The sequence below is a fragment of the Mesocryomonas lacus genome (genome assembly GCF_055730105.2).
In genome coordinates this window covers 660,047-676,982 of sequence record NZ_JBUZWF020000001.1, presented here as the reverse complement: position 1 = coordinate 676,982, position 16,936 = coordinate 660,047, and the positions used below count along the sequence as shown (strand labels likewise).

Below are 16,936 nucleotides of genomic sequence, written 5' to 3'. Positions count from 1 at the left end.
CGATTAGACCTCTGTTGCTCGGGACCGAAGCTTCCGGACACCGGGCCGGTCCTTCGGGGTGCCTGACAGCCGGATGCGCTCGCGGGCTTCCGGCTGAGCGTAGTTGCTCTGGATGTGGCTGCGCTCGATCCAGCCATCGCCCAAAGCGATGGACGAGACGGCCGCCTGCTGGATCCATGACCCAACCCCGCCGACGTCAACCGCGACCGACGAAACGCCAGGAGTGACCACGTCGATGACGGTCCGGATCTTCGCGCTGCCGTTGGTCAGGCTGATCGTGTTCGCCTCGGAGATGTACGTCGCCTCCGATGCGAGATGGCCCCACAGCACCTGGCACTCCGGCATAACGATGGGGGAGAGCTTCTCCGTCCCCATCAGCACCATGCGCAGCTGGACCGTCTCAGTCAGGTAGGAGTCCAGCTGAAGGCGGGAGTTCGGCTCGAACGCCAGGACCTCACCGGTCGCCCGGACCATCTCGATCTGGACCTTGCAAGTCGCGCTCGGCAGTTGAGCGATCAGGAGAACCATCACGTCCGAAATGCCGAGGGCATTGATGTCGGCTAGGACGAAGGTCCCCAGCGGGAAAACCCGCGTGAGCGAGGTGTAGCGCGCCGCCATGATTTCGTAGGTGAGATCTGTGTCGGGGGCGACGAGCCAGGAGACGCCGTTCGATCCGTCGAAAAAGTCGCCGCCGGCCGGGTTCCGGCGGACCCAGTCCTTCTTGCGCGGATCGTAGCCGCGGGCCTGCGTTGGGTCTGTCTGGTCGCCCAGCTGTGCGACGGCCACGGAATGGTCCGCGTCGTCCGTCAGCAGAGCGATGGCATGGAACTTCCCTGCCTCGACCAAGACCGGGAACCGGAGATTGATCTCCGTCCAGTTGGCCGGAGTGTCCACTGCTGGGTTGCCAATCGTGAACGTCCCGGGCGTGATGCCCTCGCCGATGCACTCGACGGACGGCAGGGCGCCTTCCATCTCGCGCAGTTCCAGGATGACCGGGTTGGCGGGGTTGCCTCGGGCTGTGAACTCCACATGCGCGCCGGTCATCTGCCGAGCCTCGTCCAGTGCGAACGACTGCGCCACCGGATCGATGGTGGTGGCCACCGTGATGGTGTTGGTCGTCTGCGTATAGACCTGAGTGGTGATTGTCCCTTGGCCGGTGAACGAGGTCTCGCCTCGAGATCCACCATCGCCCGTAATCACGACCGGCTTGGTACCGGCGCGGATGTTGGGCGGGATCGTGAACACGCCGGTCATGATGCCCTGCGCATTCGCTTTCTTCGTGCCCGTCACGCTGGGCATGACGTTGACGCCGTCGAAGGTTAGAGCTGCGAGGTTCTCACCCGGCCCCATCCTCGACATCGAGAACTTGACCGTAATCTGCCGCAGGAAATCGACAGGCCTTTGCGTCGACGAGGTCAGCTGTATTGACGTCGAAGATGACGACGACAGACTGGTCGTTCCATAGAGATCCGTGCCCACCAGGTCTGGTCGGTAGGAATTTACCTGGACGAAAGACGACGTCGCTTGGCTGATCGTCGAGGAGTTCGTGATGTTCCAGCGGTCGACCGCCGGCATGATCTCCACAATGGCCGGTAGCGGAATGAAGTTCAGGTACTTGTTGATCTTCCGGCTGAGTGTCCGGAAGGGCTGCGACTGCACCGCCTCGGTAACGAAGGGCAGCGTGATCGCAGTACGGCCGACGTCGAGAGCCATCGCCGTAACCTCGATCGGTAGCTGCAGAATGCCGCCGACGATCGCCGCGTTCTGGACAAGGCCCAGATCGCGCTGGTTGTCCGAGGTGAACGGGTCGACGAATGAGCCCTTCACCGAAGATGGGTCCCGCTCCTGCGCATCCTTCTGCAGCTCTACCAGGCTGAGGCGGTCCTGCATGTCGAGAACGGTGCGCAGCAGCCCACGGACTTCTGCCTCGGTCAGCTTGCGCTGATCGATGTCCTCAATGATGGGGTCGATCCCCCACTGGTTGTTGATGCGCGCCAGCGGGGCCAGCGGCTCAGGAACCGGAGGTGGCGTGGCGCCATACTTCGAGGAGATGCCCTCGATGTAGACGACGTTGCCGTCAAGGTCGATCGCCAGGATGTCGATCCGCGGCAGCTTGTGCCGGTAGGACAGGATCACTGGCTCGCCAACGACAGCGGCCTCAAGCTGCATTGTCTGCCGGTTGATGGCCGATGGGACGACCGTGGCGCTGTAGCGATAGACATAGGTGACGCTCGTGGCGGGCGCTGGCTCGACGCCGGCCGGTGCCCAGCTGATGCCATCGCCATCCTTCACCCAGCTGGTGTTAACGGCATAGTTCACCCCGCCGGTGAACGTGCGGGAGACCGGGTCCCATGCGCCACCGGCGTTGACCGCCACAATCGAGTAGACCGGCGTATCGGGAAGATTGTCCTTACCGCCGGCCAGCTGATGCGTGACGGTTCGAACGACTTCCTTGACGACAATAGCCGTCTGTACGGAATCGATCGGGCCATTGTTGACGGGCACGAGACCGCCGACCGGGTAGACGTGAGCCTCGCCGTTCACCTGAATAAGCGTCGGGGTTTCGGTCTTGCTGTACCGCTGATCCTGCACGCGCGCGACGCGGCGGCCATAAGCCCGCAACGTGCCGGCGCCGATAATCAGCGTCTGTTCGTTGGTCACCGAGTTGTAGCCGCCGGCGAGAACGCGGAAGCCGTCAACGATGTGCGAGCCATGCGTCTCGAGGATGTGCCGCTCGACCGCTAGCTCGGCCCCGTTGTTCTGGGGGGTGGCTACCTCGTTACGGAGCAACCCGTCGATGAGGGTGAAGACCGGGTAGAACGGGTCTCCGGACGTAGCCCAACGGGCATCGTAGCGGATGCGCGAGGCGAGCAATTCACCTTGGCTTTCCGAGCCCGGCACGATTCCCAGAAGATCTGGATCGTCGATCCCGGTGACGATGACTGCGTCGACAGCGACGCCGATCGACACGGTGCCAATCATTGGAACGCCAGTCAGCGTGCGTTCGGGCACCGTCTGGAAGTAGCCGCCGGCCCAGACGACGGACTCGGAGATCAGCACCGTGCCGGCGATCGCGTCGATGACAACGCTGCCACCGGAGCGCAAGCTGATCGCACCGAAGACGTTGTCGCCGATCTTGCCGTCCATCTCCTCGCGGAGGGACTCCATCTCGTTCCACTCGCCCGTCTCTACGAACTGGTGGTCAGCAAACAGGAATCTGGCGAACCGCTTCAGAGGGTTGTAGCGATTGTAAAACGCCATCTTCAGAACCTCACGTAGAAGTTTTGGGCGAAGCTGTCTCCGGCTTCGAGAGGCACCGGCTCGCGCCAGTGAATGTTCAGAAGCGTGCCGGCATCGAGCACATCTTCTGGCGGTATCGTCCTGGCGCCGGGAGGCACCGACGGATCGATCTCGGGGAAAGCGAAGAGCCCGATCTCACGAAGCGTTGGTCCGGTGAAACTGCCGAGCGGGATCGAGAGGCGGACGCGCATGTACCGCGTCGGGGTGTCGCTGACGGAGTATTTGGCCCCGGACGAGGAAACGATCTGCCCGTTCGGATCCTCTTTGATGAAATCGACGATCGTCGGCCGGGCATAGCCGAAGACGTTCAAGACGTCGGTGGCGCCAAGGCTCGGCGTGGGCGGGTTCAGTCCGCCGTGCTGTCCGTCCCACGCCGGGTCGCCGCTCGACAGGGCAAACAGGAACGGCAAGGCTGAGACGGCCTGCGCCATGACGATGCGGCCGCTGGTGGGAATGACGTCGCTGCTCATGCAGGCTCCTATGGGATCGGGACCACCGACGGCTCTTCGCCAGCGGCCCAGGTGCCCACGGGATACCCGTCGGGCCAGTAGTCAGGACGGCTCGCGATCTGCCCAGGATCCTCGTAGCGGATGCCACGTTGCTGGATGGTCCGCGGACCGTTGTCGGCGGACCAGGCGCCGTTCGGGTAGTCGTCAGGCCAGACGTCGTCGGGTCTCGCGAAGTCGGCATTCAGATCCAGCTCGATCGAGGCGCTGATGATCTGTCTCTTACCGGTCCTCGTGTCGTCGTCGTCGTAGCGGAAGGACTCGAACCAGCGTCTCTCGCGGGTGGAGACGATGAAGGCGGAGCTATCGATCGATACGCCAAGGTCCGTGCCCATCGTGGCGTTGCGCCCGAACGAAATCAGCGGGCCGCCATCCCAGCGTGGTGTGCCGGAATAGCCGTCGTACCAGCTGGCGCCGTCAGCGCGATGCCTGTCCATGCGGACGGGTCGGAAGTCGTAATCCGGCGAGAACATGCGGAAGAGATCGTCCTCGGCGGCCGCCGAAAGTTTGATCACGCCGGCCAACTGCTGGATTTGCGCGAGGTCTTCGGGCGGGTCGATGAACCCGACCTGGAATTTCCACCAGTCGTGACGGCCGTCCGGGGGGGCGACGATGCCAGCGCTCTGAACCCATCCGATCCCGATCTCGATGCCGCGCGGCGTGCCCCTTGTCCGCTGCCATTCCGGGCCCTCGGCAAGGACGCGTCGATAGTCGCGGACGTAGGGGATCACATCCTCGAGGCCGAGGTCGTAGATGAACCAGGGCACCCAGTCGTCCGGCACCACCGTGATGCCATAGTCCTTCACCGTGGCGATCGGGTACGCCCAACGCCTGAAGGTGTCGAAGGTGTATGCCAGCGCCTGCGTGTAGGCGTCGCTGTCCCCCGGCAGAAGGGCGGCGCTCACGACGTCAGCCGCTCGTATGTGATCGTGACGTTGCCGAGCCGGATGGCCTCATTGTAGGCGGCCTCAGTGTCGGTGAACCCGACCAATTCGACGCGCTGCGCGCCGACCTGATGAAGATGCTTCTCAGCGTACGAGCGGGTGATGTCGAAGCCGAGCCTCTGGTCCGCCGCGTAGGCGGTGCGCAGCGCCAGCGCGCCGTCGGTGAGCTGTGTTGCCTGAGGGTAGAGGTAGACCCTCGCAGCAATGTCCTTCGTGGTGATGATCGCGGGCACCACCTCAACCGTCATGTTTCTCGATCGGAATGATGGATCGTTCAGCGCCACGGTCAGGGCATCGATCAAATCGGGGCTCGCCTCGCCGCCATTGTCGTTCGTCAGGATCGAGACGATCAGCACGCGCTCCGAGGCATTGCGCGTCTCGGCCGTCACGGCGACGTCGCGCACCCGGGCATCCGTGTTTCGGGCTTCCGACTTGTAATAGTCGTCGGGCCCAGCCGCGCTCTTGCCCTTGGAGGCCAGGCGGATGCGTTCGAAAAGCGCCGCGTCGCCTTCGCCGGCGGCTCGCTCGAGGCCCGCCCTCGTGGCGTGGAGATCGAGGTCGCTGCCACGGGCGAAAGACGGCGACAGGACGACCCGCGCCATGTCGTTCAGACGGGCGACGTAATAGGTGTCGGCATAGGCTGCAGCCTCCACCGCGATCACCGCCGGGTCGGTCTCCATCGTATCGACGTCGTATTCGAAACCGGCTGCCCGCATCCGCTCGACGAAGTCCTGCAGCCGCAACTGCATCGTGGCCTCGTAATCGAGCTCGGGCGTGATGACGGGCCGCGGCAGCCCGGCCGTGGTGAAGTTGGTCACGCTGCCGCTCTCCCGAGGTTCACCATCAGCGAGACCGTGTTGTCGTTGGCGGGTGTGAAGTCGCCGAGGTGGCCACGCGGCAGGTACTGGCCGATGATGCTTAGCGCGAGCGTACCGTCGGCGGAGACCGTCACCAGTTCGCAGCCGAGCAGGTGAAACCGCGGCTCCCATCTGCGAAGAGCGTTTGCCGTTGCCGCGTAGACGGCGAGGATGACCCTCGTCGTCATGGGCCGGCCGATCAGCTCCATCACCTCCGAGCCGAACTCGCGCCGCATGATGCGGCTGCCGATCGGCGTCTTCAGGATGATGCGGATCGACTGGCGCACGTGATCGAAGTCCGTGAGCGGCCTGCCGGTGTCAGCATTGAGACCCGCGGACGCCGGCATGGATCAGGCGGCCGTCTCGTCGGCGTCGGCGTCGGCGTCGACATCGTCCGGGTCGGTAGTGACCGGCGGCTCCGTCGAGATGCGCTCCTCGAAAAGGAATTCGCGCGCCTGATCGGCCGTCAGATCGACCGTCTCGCCGACCTCCTTGAAGACCTGGAGGATGTAGCCCTCGATGTGGACGTAGTACTTCAGCTTCTCGGCCATGCTGGGTTCCTTTTCAGACTTCGGGAGAGGTGGCACTGGCGGCGATGACAGCGCCGCAAGCGGTCACCGAGCCATCGCGCGCCGCCATGGCGCCTTCGACCACGACCTTTGGCGAGACGTTGCCGAGGATCGGGTTCGGGCCGTGGATCTGGCAAGTGAAGGTGTCGAACTGGCGCGCGATGAGCGCGCCGTTGTTCGCGTAGTGCCGCGAGCATGACGAGGTGATGCTGCCCGGGTGGCTGGCGCCGTCACCGAGCGTTGCAACGGCCAACGGCATCAGGAGAACCGAACGATGCCGCTGGTCACGAACTCGACGTCGCCCTCGGTCTCGTGCCTGCGGGACTTCGCCTTCGTCGTCTCCGAGCCGTCCGTCGCCAGCAACTGGCTGTAGGCGCCATCGGAGACGGTGATTTTCAGCTCGCCGTTTTTGTCGTGCGGCCGCGCCTGGTCATCGGAGAACGAAGAGAGCGAGATCGTCGCGTCAGTCAGGTCGCCGCTTTCAGATCGTACCCGAACGGGCTGGCCGACGACCGGCTCGCCCTGGATCTTTACGGTACCGGTCGAGAGCGCCTCGACGCGAAGCCAAGGGCTGTCGAATGCCGGCTGGTCGCCATCCGCCTCCCTGAACCGGACTTTGTAGAGTCCTTCCGCAGGCTTCGCCTCGACGACGACGCCATCTCGCGACCGGTTGCGCTCGCGCCGCTTCATCTCCGCCATTTCCCTGACCAGCCAGACGACCTGGCTGGGGAGATCATCGGGGATCGTGGACATCGATCAGTCAGATCCCGCGACGAACGCGGGCGCGTAGCCCAGCGCTGCCGCCTCGGCGGAGGTCTGGCCGTGTCGCCGGGCGATCAGGATGTGGTCGGCCGCGGGCGAGCCGACGCCGAGCAGCTGCTCGAAGGACGGCAGCAGATGTTCGATCTGCGAGCCTGACAGCGCCGCCAGAAAGTCTGCCCAAGCTGATTTCGAGCGCACCTCGCTGCCGAAGACAGGATCCGCAAGGAGGGTACCTGTGATCTTCAGGCTGCGCGCACCGAAGCGCACGCCATTCTTTGCCGATGCGCCGCGCTCGCTCTGCTTCTTGAACGGGCCACTGAAGAATCGATTCCAGAGGACAGCCCAAGGGTTCAGCGGATCGACGAGGGCGACAATGATCTGCCGCTCGATCGTCTCCACGATGATGTTGATGCCGGCGTCGGACGGCTTCTCCAGATCCGCGACGACGATCTCGCCACTCTCCGCGTCGACGATGTAGCTGCCGTCGGCGGTCAACAGCGGCATCGACCCTGTCACGCCGAACTGAAACGCCATCGTCAGCTGCCCGCGGCCGAGGAGGCTGTCGCCCTCGTTGCCGGTGACATCATCGCAGAAGACGTTGACGAAGGGCCGCTGCTCGCTGGTCTCAATGTTGCCGTCGGCATCGAGGTTAATCAGCCCGGTCTCGCTGTCGCGAATGTTGTCGCCGGCCGCAGTGCGATGGCGCAGCGCCTGCACGGCGCACAGCTGGGTAGCGAGGCGCGCAAGGCTCATCGTGCGGTCAATCTCAAGTCGAGCCGGTTCCCCGTGGTCGGGTCCGGCTGCTGGACGGTGAATTCTGGGGCGCCGGCACGGGCGACGGCGCGGATGATGTCGCCTGCTCTGATCGTCCGAGCATCCGACCATGTGGCGATGTCGATCGAGAGCAGGATCAGGCCGTTCGGCAGGAACGTGTTCCAGGAGCGCTTGCCTTCGCCGCCTGCGTCCTCTGATCCTGTCTGAGTGCGCAGGATCGCCTCGATCTGGAATTCTGGTCGATCGGGATCGTCACCGGATGGCTTGTACTGGTTGCCGGCGCACTGGGGGCGAACGACGACCGGCTCGGCAAAGGTGCGGTCGACGGCGGCGACCGCCCGGTCTCGGATGGCGTGAAACCGGGCGGGCGTCATCTGTTCGATCTCGTCGTGCCGGTCAGGCCGACGCGGACAGGGCGGCGATGATCTCCGCCTTCGTGTCCGACGGCTTTACCGAGATGCCACGGTCGGCGGCCTCAGCGAGCAGCTCATCCTTGGACATCTCGTCGAGCGTCACCTCGGCGACATACCCCTGACCAGCCTTCCGGAACTGCCCAGCGTAGAAGCCGGGCTCCGGGGCGATCTTGCCCGCCATCAGCTTGACCTCGCTTGGCGAAGCATCTCCGGACGCGTGCAGATGAACAGGGGATAGCTGTAGACTTCCACCCGGTCCCACTCGTCACGGCCGGACTTGTCCTCCAGCAGCAGCCCATAGTACTCGCGACCGCGCTGGTTGACGTAGGGCTTGAACTCAGACGCCGGCGCCCAGCCAACCTTGAAAGCGCCGCGCGCGTTGACGGGGAAGAACCGGGCCTTATCGCTGCCGATCGCCAGCGTGGTGCCGTCGTCGGTGCCCTGGTAGTTCACGAAGGTGATGCCCTCGATCGTGACGGCCGAGTAGCCTTCGATGTTCTCCAGCTCGGCCGCGCGGTCGGTGCCGAGCTTCGTCTCCTTCAGCGACGGATGGTTGACCAAGAGGTCGAAGAAGGTGTCGCCGACGAGGGCGTAGACCCGCGTACGGGGTGTCCAGACGCCCTTGGCGGCCTTCTGCATGACCCGCTTCACGTCACGGCATTTCTTGCGGACGTCGGTTCCGGCGGTGGTCAACTGGAAATTGATCTCGTCCGGCACCTCGATGCCCCACTCGGCATACCAATCGTGCAGCACGGTGACGCCATCGGCGTCGACGACCTTGCCCATGATGGCGCCGAAGCGCATGTGCTCGTGCGTCAGCTCCAGATCCTGCTTGATCTGGCCGGAGCGATCGGTGACCTCCTCGACGATGTCTTTGGTCTGCATCTCGAGCGGTAGCGACAGGACGCCGGCAAGCTCGATCGCATAGACCGTCGACCCTTTGGCGAGGCGGACGGCATCGAACTTGCGGAGGCGCGAGCCCTGCGGGATCAGTTCCTCGAGCGGAGCGCCCATTTCCGAGGTCGGGATCATCGTCAGGGTGCGGTTGCGATCGGCAATGGCGATCGTCCGCGAACGCGAATAGATCGGCTCGAAGAGGCCGAGGGAACCCAGCAGCTGCGGCAGGAATTCGACCCGCTCCACGATGTCCTCGTGGAATTCGATCACGCCCCAGCCATTGGCGGTGAAGATATCAGTTACGAGAGCCATTTTCCGTGCTCCTCCTTCTGGCGAGCGGTTAGCGGGCGACAAGGCCCAGCGCGGCCAGGGAGGCGAGCGCGGCGGTTTTCTGGTTGTCGGTGACGCCTGTTTTCCAGACGAGCACAGCCGCCTGGATCTCGGAGTCCCGGGCGGAGATGGTGCGGCGAACGTCCTTTGAGGTCGCATCGCAACCCTCGAAGAGGATGGCCGCAGCCACCTGGCTGCCGTCGTTGGCAGTTGCGTCGAAAGCCACGAACTTCTTCGTGGCGGTGACGCGGCCGAGCACGGCGCCGGCAATCAGCTTGCCGGCGCCGGAAGCGATCATCGCCTGCTCGCGAGAGCGGTATCCTGCGGCTTCGGAGACGATGTAGTGGGCCGCATTCCGGCGGTCCTCGGTCAGAATGTTCGACATTTCAGCGATCTCCTGTCGGCGCTGGCGGCGCGCTTATCAGCGCTTCAGGCGCGCGTTGGCCTTTTCGACGGTTGCGGTGAGAAGGGTGCGGTCACCCTTCTTCATGGTCTGCGGCTTGCCGCCGAGACCCTCGCCATTGAGGCGACGGCGCTCGAAGATTTCCGCCTCGGTCTCGCTGCCCTGCTGGGCTTCCGGAGCGACGGCCACTGGTGACGCGGCGAGGGTCGCCTTCGCGGCGTCGACCGAGCTGCCAGTGTTGTAGAGGTGCTCGGCCAAGCTCTCGCGGCCCTGCGCCTCCGGCAGCGCCATGATCGAGACGCGGCGATCACGATCAGCCTGTACGGCCTGGTCGACAGCAGTGGCCGAGGTGCTCATCTGAGCGCGCAGCGCGGCCAGGTCGGCTTCCGCCTTTTCGGCTCGTTCTTTGTCCGTCATCTGGATCTCCTCGGGTTGACGGTTGAAATTGGCGGTCGGGGTGGACCGCTCCTTGGCCTCTGGGAGAGACCAGTTCTTGCGTTTCGCCAGCTGAGCGAGCTTCTTCGGCGCGTGCGCATAGGCGCGGTAGTCGAAGGCGGCCACGGCGTGCGTTTCGCCGGACTCAGTCGCGTCGGCGAAGCCGTTCGCGATCGCCTCCTCCGGTGTGAGCCAGACCTCTTCCTTCATCAGGTCGCGGCACTCGTCGATGGTTTTGCCCGACTTGTCGGCGTAGACGCGGGCATAGGCCGTCGCGAGAGCCTCGAGGCCCTTGATCGTCTTCGTGTGGTCGTCGGACGTGCCGAAGGTGAAGGCGCTCGGATCGTGGATCATCATCACGGCGCCGGGCGACATGGTGACCCTTTCGCCCGCCATCGCGATCAGCGATGCCGCGGAGGCTGCGATGCCATTCACGACGATGTTCGTGGTGCCGGCGCGCGCCGAAAGCGACGCGTGGATCGCGGCGCCCTCAGTCGCGATGCCGCCGCCTGAATTCAGGAAGACGGTCAGGAGGGAGTCATCCTCGATCTCGGCAAGTGCAACGACGACGTCCGCATAGGTGAAGCAGTCGCCGAAAAAGAAGTCACCGACGTCGCCGGTGAGGGTCAGCTCACCGTCTTTCAGAATGGCAGCCATTCGAGGATCCTGATCAGTAGGGCCGGGCTCTCGCAGACATCGCGTAGCGAGTCCGCTTGCCCTGTGATTTCGCGCACATGCGCTCGGCGTATTGGATCGCGGCCGCCAGCTCGTTGGCCGAAACCTTCACGAAGCGCACCATGTCGCGATCGAAGCGCGTCTCCTCGACGCTCTCCCCGGACAAGCGGGCGAATTCGATCTCGCGCAGACGTTCTACCCGGGCGCACCAGTCGATCGGGGCAGGGGACGGCGTGTCAGACATCAGGCGCTCCCTTCTCGCCCGCGTTTCACCTTCGCTGTCGGCTCGTCCTTTGGTGGCTCGCGCCGGCCGTCAGCGGCCGCCCCGTTCACGCCCGCTCCGCCGCCTTGCGTACGGCCGAACGGGACGGGAATCTTCGCCGCTTCCATCGCCCGAATCTCACGACCGATCTGGGTCAGCAGTTCCTGCGGGTTCTTGCCGCGAGCTATGGCTTCGTCCGCATGCGAGGTGAGGTTGAGCTCCATGAGGATCTTGGAGGCGAGGGAGTCCTTATAGGGGTCAGCGGACGGCCGTTCCGGCCCCTGAAACTCAGCCTGGAACACCGCTTCAGGGTCACGAGCGAAGGCTCGGTAGCCGCCCTTGAAAGGGATGCGACCCTCGTAGATGCTTTCCTCCAGCCATTGCTCGTAGGAGCCCTGGTAGAACGGCGCCACCACACGCTGCCGCCGACGCGTCACCACCGGCCAGATGCTTGCCACTGCCATCCGGACCGACGAATAGTTCGCGCTCGAATGGTCGCCTGTGAAGCTTTCGAAGGTAACGCCGATACAGCGCGCCATCTCCCGCTGCAGATCCTGCTTGAACGCGGTGTAGTTGTTCTGTGGCGCCGAGGCGGTGACCATCTCAAGCTCTTCGCCGGGCCCAAGATGGGCAATCCGGGCGGGGTCAGTCAGAGAAAGGCTGCCAGACTTCAGAGAAGCGAAGCGCTGTGACCAGACCTCAACCATGTCGCCGCGGACACCCGACACCAGCTCCGACCAGTCTTCGGGTTCATACCCTTCCGGCGGATCGGTCTCGTCCAGCGTCTGGAATGCCTCGAAGGCCTCCTTGCTTGCCTCAGGGCTTTTGACGATCGCTGCGAACGCCTGCTGCATCAACGCGACAGCCAAGGTTGCATCGGCCAGCTGGTCGGCCTGCGCGGCGACCTTCAGGATGGGGGTCAACGGGCTGATGCCACGTCCCGCGTTCAGATGTTCACCACGGTCCATGACATGGACGACGTCGGCGGCCGGCACATCGTGATCGCGCTCGAAGCCGTCTTCGCGCCGGCGGAACCGGTATGCCTGCGGCCGCCGGATACTGTCCCGGATGACCCCGCCGTCCAGTCCCTCCGCTTCGCGCGAGACCCGCGGGCATCGGTGAGGCGCGACCAGCGAAACCTTGATGCCGGTGGTGACCTGGTACTGCCGGCGCCGGCGAACTGTGAAGTGGTCGAAGATCCCGAAGCCTTCGCCGTAGGCGAGGAAGGATCTCAAGATGGCGTCCGCCATCTCGGCGATCGTCATCTCGCCGGCGAGGTCGCACTCCTTCGGGTTCCAGGCCCATTTCAGCCACGCGGCCTCGACATTGCGGCACCAGTCGTTCGCCTGCTTGTCCGTGTAGCCGAACTGTTTCAGCTTCGCCTGGCAGTTCAGCTTCAGCTCGACGCCGATCGTGTCGCAAACGATCTGGGTGACGGCGCCGGAGATCCACCCGGAATTGTGGATGAAGTCCAGCGCGAGAGCCGACGCACGTTCCGCGGCCTCGAAGACGTCGACCTTCGCGTCGCGTGTGATAGCGCGGCGCATGTTCAGTAGGCCGGTGCGATCCGGGCGCAGATGCCGCATTGTCGCCTTCGCGACGTTCGCTGTGGCAGCCAAGGCCGCCGATGGCGGGGTTGGCGAGAGCGCGACGGCTCCCGCCTTCACCCGATATCGCGGCTTCTCAGCGGCCATTCTTCAATCCTAACGGTAGGTGTTCCAGCTGGACCGCTTCTTCAGCGGCTTGGTTATCGGCTTCGGAGGCGGCGGATCGGGGACGACGGCCGGCGTTTCCTGCGGTTCTGGTTTCGGATCAGCACCGTCGTTCGCCATTTCCGTTTCTTTCGGTTTGGCAGCCGCACGCCGAGCCGGTTTCACGGTTTCGAGCTTCGTCGGCAGCGAGAGCCGAGCGGCCAGATTGTAGACGAGGCAATCCCATGCCTCATTGCGCCGGCCGATCGTCTTCGGCTTCCAGGCGCGCCGGGGGCGATTGTTCACGAACGTGGTCACCGCGTGCTCGGCGGTGAGCTGCTCGAAATAGTCGGCGCTGAGGCCGACCGCAGGGAAGTGGATCGCCCGTGCCGTCGGTGCATCGGGATGTGGGACGATTGCCAAGCGCGCCGACAGATCGTCTTTCGCCGTGTCGACGCCGATCGTGTATGGCTTGTCGCCGCCGCCGGTCCGGGACGCTGTCTTCGGCCAGATCATCGCCGGCTTCGCTGGGTTGAGGTTAGCCTGACCGCGAACCGCATAGATCCGCCGGCGCTTTCGGGTCCTGCAGAACTCGTAGACCATCTGAGATCGGTGGCCGCCGGAATCGATACAGCCGGCCTGCGGGAACAGCTTGCGGCCGTCGTCTGTCTCGAGCGGCTTGACGATCATCTCGTCAAGGAGCTTCCAGACGTATGGCTTCGAGGTATCGCCCGGAATGACCTCGTGCCGGGCGATCCAGCTCTCTTGATCCAGTCCCCAAGCGACGAAGGTCACCTCGATCCGATCGTCTTGCGTGTCCGCGCCGAAGGTCACGAGGCGCGCGCCTTCCGGCAGCGTCTCGTGATTGTACATTTCGCATCTGGCCTTCAATCGATCCGGATCAGCGACCTCGACAGTCTCAGCATACGGCAGCCCGAGCGTGAGATTGTGGAAGCTCTTGCGCTGCAGAGGATCGCGGTAGACCTCCAGCCACTCGGCAGCGAGCTTGCCCCACGCGGCGTTTGGAAACAGCGAATAGGCCGTCCAGATGTGGAAGCCTGCATGCCCGTTGAAGGGAGCTGACGCCACCCAGACCCCGGCATCGATCATTGCCGGCTTGTCGTGCTCCTCGATCCGACAGCCTTTCGCTTCGCAGCGAAAATAGGCCGTCTCCGGGAGATGCTGGCCCTCGTCATCCCGGTCCCACTGCAGGTTTTCCCACTTAAGGACCTGGCGGGCGCTGCAGTGCGGACAAGGCACATGGTAGTAACGCTGGTCGCTCGTCTTGAACGACTTCTGGATCCTGCTCCGGCCGTCGACGAGGGGTGTCGATCCGAGAATGATCCGGCGATTCCAGAAGCTTTCGGACCGCTTGATGCCGAGCCGGATCTGGTCGCCATCGTCGCCGGCGCCGCCTTCAGGATATCCGTCGACCTCGTCGAAAGCGACGATGCGCGCTGTGATGCGCCTAAAGCCGCCGGGCGCGTTGGCACCGACCAGCGAGACCGAGGCGCCATTGCGAAACGTCCGCTTCAGGATCCTCTGACCAGAATCTCTCGACTTCTCGTCGCCGGCGATCGCCTTGAGCACCGGCGTGTCACGGAGCATTGGCGCAAGCTCGGTGCGACTGTAGTCTTCGCTGTCCTCGACGCGCGGCTGCACGACGAGGATCGGCGCCGGATCATGGGCGAGGAAATATCCGACGACATGATCCAAGATCTTGGTGTAGCCGACGCGCGCCGACTTCATCACGGTGATCATGCCGACGGTCGGATCCGTCACGGCATCCATGATGCCGTTCTGGTAGCCGAAGGCCTTGAACTTTCCCGCGTCAGCGCTGGTCTCCGCCGACAGGTAGGCATGCCGGTCGGCCCACTCGCTAAGCGACAGCGGCTCGGGAGGTTTCAGTGCGGCGCGACGCGCCTGGCGGAGCTTGGCGCGCAGCTCGCGCGCGCCGGACTGGTACCTCTTATGTGTCGGCGGCGCGTTGGCCGCGGCCGCCTTGATCAAGCGTCAGCTCCTGAAGGGCCAGCGTGACCTCGCCGTCGATCATGGCCTTGATCTCTTCGGCCGACTTCAGCATCGCGCAGCGGGGCGCGACACGCGCGCCGATGTTGAACAAGCGGTTCTTCACGAGCTGATATTCGGCCGCGACCGCAGTGGTGATCTCGTCGATCTCGGCGACCGCGCCGCTCTCGCGGTCGTACTGAAGCTGCCGCAGCAGCGCGATGTAGTTCTCCTTCAGCTGCTCCGCGCCGGCCTTCGACAGGAGCGGCTGACCATCTCCAAGCGCGTCGTGCAGGATGCGCTCGGCGATCTCTCCAATGCTCTCGGGATCATCTGCCTCGGTGCGGACACCGGGTGCGGACACCTGCGGCTTGTCCGCACTGTCCGCACCAGGTGTCCGCACCCGCGATCGCCAGTTCGAACCTACCAGTGCAGGGTCGACGGAGCCGTCTTCGAAAGCCTTCAGATGCCCTGATGTGAGCTTCCGCCGGACCAGCTTCTCATTGCAGCCGTCGCGCCGCGCAAACTCCCTAATTGAAAGGCCTTGCGGCATATTACGGGCTCCGTTTGGCGCTCAAAATCTACCTGAATTCCGCAAGAAGTTTTCAGACGGGCCGTTCGAACGCCGGACCAACGATGCGACCCCCTGAAACCCCTGCAGTGCAGGCACTCCAGAACGAGTGCGGACACCTTTTCCGAGCCTGCACCTGCGGACGATCCGCGGCCCTGCCTCCGTGGGGCTGAGGGTGCCCCGGACGGTCCCTAAACCGGGGGGGTGTGTTGCCGAAAAGACACATCGTGTGCATGCCATATGATATGGGTGGCCTGCTATGTGACCCGTTTGCACAGGTCGATCAGGACAGCACGCCCTTGGTGATGAGACGGATGTGCCTCTCTATCTTGGCATTGAGCTTGGTCAGGCCGACCCGATCGAAGGTGCTTGAGGTGATCCCCTTCACCATCTCGACGGGGATGCGCACACCACTCTTCACCTTGACGAACTTGCGGCCCCACTCTGGTGACGAGGTGGCAGGCCAGAAGACCGTACCATTGAACGGCAACGTCTTCCGGTTGCCCCAGTGACCACCCTTGATGAAGGATGTCGGGAACGCACCGCGCTTGCCGAATGGCGCTGCGCTGACGCCCGCCTTCGTCTCGCGAGCGCCAAAGTACTTCAGGCCGATATCGCCACCGCGGCCGTGCAATTTGAATTCGAGGTTCGACATAGTCGCCTTCTGCGGGCGCAGTGCTCGCTTGGCGGTCGAGATCTTCAGGCCAGTCTGCGATGCGAGCGCTCGGTAAGTCGGCGCCGTCGTGTCGCGTCCAGCTTCGTTGAGGGAACGTCGGTAGGCGCGTTGCGCCTTTTCGCGGGAGCCGAGGGCTTCGACCGCATCTTCGAACCGAGGAAGGCCGCTGCCTCGGATGGTGACGGTCAGCGGCATCAGCGTCGGCCTCTCGTATAGCGATGGACGGAGGACCCCTGCGCCGTCCGGCGCAGAGGCCTCGGCGCGGCTTTAGCAACGCCGATGATAGTCGCGAAAGATTGCGCCACCGGTCCGATGTGACAGCACATAAACCGGCGCCAGAGGTCCGGTACCGCTGATCTGCTGTAGGTCCGGTTCATCCGTACTCGGCACGGCCGGCATCAGAGCGACGTCGGAAAGCACCATGACCGGGGAAAGCATATCGACGACGCGCGAGAACCCAGTGCCATGGTCGAGGCGAAACTCGCTAGCCGCGGCCGGCGACGAGTAGAAAAAGGCGAGCGAGCAGAGGGCTATGCAGCCCAACAGGAATGATCGAAGTCCGAATGTCTTCATGTCAGCGTCCTTGTCGTAAGAGGTGGCCCGGTGCCGCCGGGGCGGATGACGCATCAGCCGTTCGACGCATCTCGATGACAGAACCGGCGTTCGAACTGCACTGCGGAATCTGGTGGCTCACGGCGGCGGATGGGAGAGACAGGATCGGTGCAGGATCCGTCTCTCCCTGGTGCATCGCTGGCGGGCCGACAGTCTCACCAGGGCGACCCATTCGCCCGGGCAAGCTAGAGCGGTCTGAGGGCAAAGGCCTAGACCAGATCTGGGAAAAGCTCACGAAAAAGGCCGGAGGCG

20 protein-coding genes are annotated in these 16,936 nt (G+C 64.2%); all 20 read right to left on the bottom strand.

The features are described from left to right. Nucleotides 1-3: 3 nt before the first annotated feature. On the bottom strand, nucleotides 4-3,261 hold the full coding sequence (locus ACZLZQ_RS03065) for a DUF4815 domain-containing protein (RefSeq protein ID WP_472948104.1): 3,258 nt from the start codon (nucleotides 3,259-3,261) through the stop codon (nucleotides 4-6). 2 nt (nucleotides 3,262-3,263) lie between these two features. After that, nucleotides 3,264-3,770 (bottom strand): BW3TFN family phage tail fiber component, encoded by a 507-nt coding sequence (locus tag ACZLZQ_RS03060; protein ID WP_472948103.1) that lies wholly within the window; start codon nucleotides 3,768-3,770, stop codon nucleotides 3,264-3,266. An 8-nt stretch (nucleotides 3,771-3,778) separates the two neighbouring features. Beyond that, complete coding sequence (locus tag ACZLZQ_RS03055; protein WP_472948102.1) at nucleotides 3,779-4,711, bottom strand: phage tail protein; 933 nt, start codon at nucleotides 4,709-4,711, stop codon at nucleotides 3,779-3,781. Continuing rightward, entirely contained in the window at nucleotides 4,708-5,568 is an 861-nt protein-coding gene (locus ACZLZQ_RS03050) for a hypothetical protein (RefSeq protein WP_472948101.1), read from the bottom strand. Before ACZLZQ_RS03050 ends, ACZLZQ_RS03055 begins: the two co-directional genes overlap by 4 nt. Next, the gene (locus ACZLZQ_RS03045; protein ID WP_472948100.1) at nucleotides 5,565-5,894 is read right to left on the bottom strand and encodes a GPW/gp25 family protein; all 330 of its coding nucleotides are present in this window, start codon (nucleotides 5,892-5,894) and stop codon (nucleotides 5,565-5,567) included. The genes ACZLZQ_RS03050 and ACZLZQ_RS03045 overlap by 4 nt, the downstream gene beginning before the upstream one ends. A gap of 63 nt (nucleotides 5,895-5,957) precedes the next feature. Further along, nucleotides 5,958-6,158: a hypothetical protein gene (locus tag ACZLZQ_RS03040; protein WP_472948099.1), complete on the bottom strand. Its 201-nt coding sequence runs from the start codon at nucleotides 6,156-6,158 to the stop codon at nucleotides 5,958-5,960. 13 nt (nucleotides 6,159-6,171) lie between these two features. Then, nucleotides 6,172-6,435, bottom strand: a complete 264-nt coding sequence (locus ACZLZQ_RS03035; protein WP_472948098.1) for a PAAR domain-containing protein — start codon at nucleotides 6,433-6,435, stop codon at nucleotides 6,172-6,174. Beyond that, nucleotides 6,435-6,929 carry a phage baseplate assembly protein V gene (locus ACZLZQ_RS03030; RefSeq protein WP_472948097.1) on the bottom strand — a complete coding sequence of 165 codons (495 nt, stop codon included), beginning with the start codon at nucleotides 6,927-6,929 and terminating at the stop codon, nucleotides 6,435-6,437. The genes ACZLZQ_RS03035 and ACZLZQ_RS03030 overlap by 1 nt, the downstream gene beginning before the upstream one ends. Before the next feature lie 3 nt (nucleotides 6,930-6,932). Next, nucleotides 6,933-7,691: a hypothetical protein gene (locus ACZLZQ_RS03025; protein ID WP_472948096.1), complete on the bottom strand. Its 759-nt coding sequence runs from the start codon at nucleotides 7,689-7,691 to the stop codon at nucleotides 6,933-6,935. Further along, nucleotides 7,688-8,086 carry a hypothetical protein gene (locus tag ACZLZQ_RS03020; protein WP_472948095.1) on the bottom strand — a complete coding sequence of 133 codons (399 nt, stop codon included), beginning with the start codon at nucleotides 8,084-8,086 and terminating at the stop codon, nucleotides 7,688-7,690. The genes ACZLZQ_RS03025 and ACZLZQ_RS03020 overlap by 4 nt, the downstream gene beginning before the upstream one ends. 22 nt (nucleotides 8,087-8,108) lie before the next feature. Next, a complete protein-coding gene (locus ACZLZQ_RS03015) occupies nucleotides 8,109-8,306 on the bottom strand; it encodes a hypothetical protein (protein ID WP_472948094.1) in 198 nt (65 codons plus the stop codon). Then, a complete protein-coding gene (locus ACZLZQ_RS03010; RefSeq protein ID WP_472948093.1) occupies nucleotides 8,306-9,334 on the bottom strand; it encodes a major capsid protein in 1,029 nt (342 codons plus the stop codon). Before ACZLZQ_RS03010 ends, ACZLZQ_RS03015 begins: the two co-directional genes overlap by 1 nt. Before the next feature lie 28 nt (nucleotides 9,335-9,362). Next, nucleotides 9,363-9,737, bottom strand: coding sequence for a head decoration protein (locus ACZLZQ_RS03005; protein ID WP_472948092.1), 375 nt, complete (start codon nucleotides 9,735-9,737; stop codon nucleotides 9,363-9,365). Between the two features lie 36 nt (nucleotides 9,738-9,773). Continuing rightward, entirely contained in the window at nucleotides 9,774-10,847 is a 1,074-nt protein-coding gene (locus ACZLZQ_RS03000; protein ID WP_472948091.1) for a head maturation protease, ClpP-related, read from the bottom strand. 13 nt (nucleotides 10,848-10,860) lie between these two features. Continuing rightward, nucleotides 10,861-11,109 (bottom strand): hypothetical protein, encoded by a 249-nt coding sequence (locus ACZLZQ_RS02995; RefSeq protein WP_472948090.1) that lies wholly within the window; start codon nucleotides 11,107-11,109, stop codon nucleotides 10,861-10,863. After that, nucleotides 11,109-12,821 (bottom strand): phage portal protein, encoded by a 1,713-nt coding sequence (locus tag ACZLZQ_RS02990; protein ID WP_472948089.1) that lies wholly within the window; start codon nucleotides 12,819-12,821, stop codon nucleotides 11,109-11,111. Before ACZLZQ_RS02990 ends, ACZLZQ_RS02995 begins: the two co-directional genes overlap by 1 nt. A 9-nt stretch (nucleotides 12,822-12,830) precedes the next feature. Further along, entirely contained in the window at nucleotides 12,831-14,828 is a 1,998-nt protein-coding gene (locus ACZLZQ_RS02985; protein WP_472948087.1) for a phage terminase large subunit family protein, read from the bottom strand. Further along, a complete protein-coding gene (locus ACZLZQ_RS02980; RefSeq protein WP_472948086.1) occupies nucleotides 14,788-15,189 on the bottom strand; it encodes a hypothetical protein in 402 nt (133 codons plus the stop codon). Before ACZLZQ_RS02980 ends, ACZLZQ_RS02985 begins: the two co-directional genes overlap by 41 nt. A gap of 490 nt (nucleotides 15,190-15,679) precedes the next feature. Then, nucleotides 15,680-16,267 (bottom strand): hypothetical protein, encoded by a 588-nt coding sequence (locus ACZLZQ_RS02975; RefSeq protein ID WP_472948084.1) that lies wholly within the window; start codon nucleotides 16,265-16,267, stop codon nucleotides 15,680-15,682. Nucleotides 16,268-16,339: 72 nt separating this feature from the next. Further along, nucleotides 16,340-16,645, bottom strand: a complete 306-nt coding sequence (locus ACZLZQ_RS02970; RefSeq protein WP_472948082.1) for a hypothetical protein — start codon at nucleotides 16,643-16,645, stop codon at nucleotides 16,340-16,342. Nucleotides 16,646-16,936 lie beyond the last annotated feature (291 nt).

Coding starts and splice junctions, on each gene's coding strand:
- ACZLZQ_RS03065 (WP_472948104.1), bottom strand. CDS start 3,261: ATGGCGTTTTACAATCGCTACAACCCTCTGAAGCGGTTCGCCAGATTC.
- ACZLZQ_RS03060 (WP_472948103.1), bottom strand. CDS start 3,770: ATGAGCAGCGACGTCATTCCCACCAGCGGCCGCATCGTCATGGCGCAG.
- ACZLZQ_RS03040 (WP_472948099.1), bottom strand. CDS start 6,158: ATGGCCGAGAAGCTGAAGTACTACGTCCACATCGAGGGCTACATCCTC.
- ACZLZQ_RS03035 (WP_472948098.1), bottom strand. CDS start 6,435: ATGCCGTTGGCCGTTGCAACGCTCGGTGACGGCGCCAGCCACCCGGGC.
- ACZLZQ_RS03030 (WP_472948097.1), bottom strand. CDS start 6,929: ATGTCCACGATCCCCGATGATCTCCCCAGCCAGGTCGTCTGGCTGGTC.
- ACZLZQ_RS03025 (WP_472948096.1), bottom strand. CDS start 7,691: ATGAGCCTTGCGCGCCTCGCTACCCAGCTGTGCGCCGTGCAGGCGCTG.
- ACZLZQ_RS03020 (WP_472948095.1), bottom strand. CDS start 8,086: ATGACGCCCGCCCGGTTTCACGCCATCCGAGACCGGGCGGTCGCCGCC.
- ACZLZQ_RS03015 (WP_472948094.1), bottom strand. CDS start 8,306: ATGGCGGGCAAGATCGCCCCGGAGCCCGGCTTCTACGCTGGGCAGTTC.
- ACZLZQ_RS03010 (WP_472948093.1), bottom strand. CDS start 9,334: ATGGCTCTCGTAACTGATATCTTCACCGCCAATGGCTGGGGCGTGATC.
- ACZLZQ_RS03005 (WP_472948092.1), bottom strand. CDS start 9,737: ATGTCGAACATTCTGACCGAGGACCGCCGGAATGCGGCCCACTACATC.
- ACZLZQ_RS03000 (WP_472948091.1), bottom strand. CDS start 10,847: ATGGCTGCCATTCTGAAAGACGGTGAGCTGACCCTCACCGGCGACGTC.
- ACZLZQ_RS02995 (WP_472948090.1), bottom strand. CDS start 11,109: ATGTCTGACACGCCGTCCCCTGCCCCGATCGACTGGTGCGCCCGGGTA.
- ACZLZQ_RS02990 (WP_472948089.1), bottom strand. CDS start 12,821: ATGGCCGCTGAGAAGCCGCGATATCGGGTGAAGGCGGGAGCCGTCGCG.
- ACZLZQ_RS02975 (WP_472948084.1), bottom strand. CDS start 16,267: ATGCCGCTGACCGTCACCATCCGAGGCAGCGGCCTTCCTCGGTTCGAA.
- ACZLZQ_RS02970 (WP_472948082.1), bottom strand. CDS start 16,645: ATGAAGACATTCGGACTTCGATCATTCCTGTTGGGCTGCATAGCCCTC.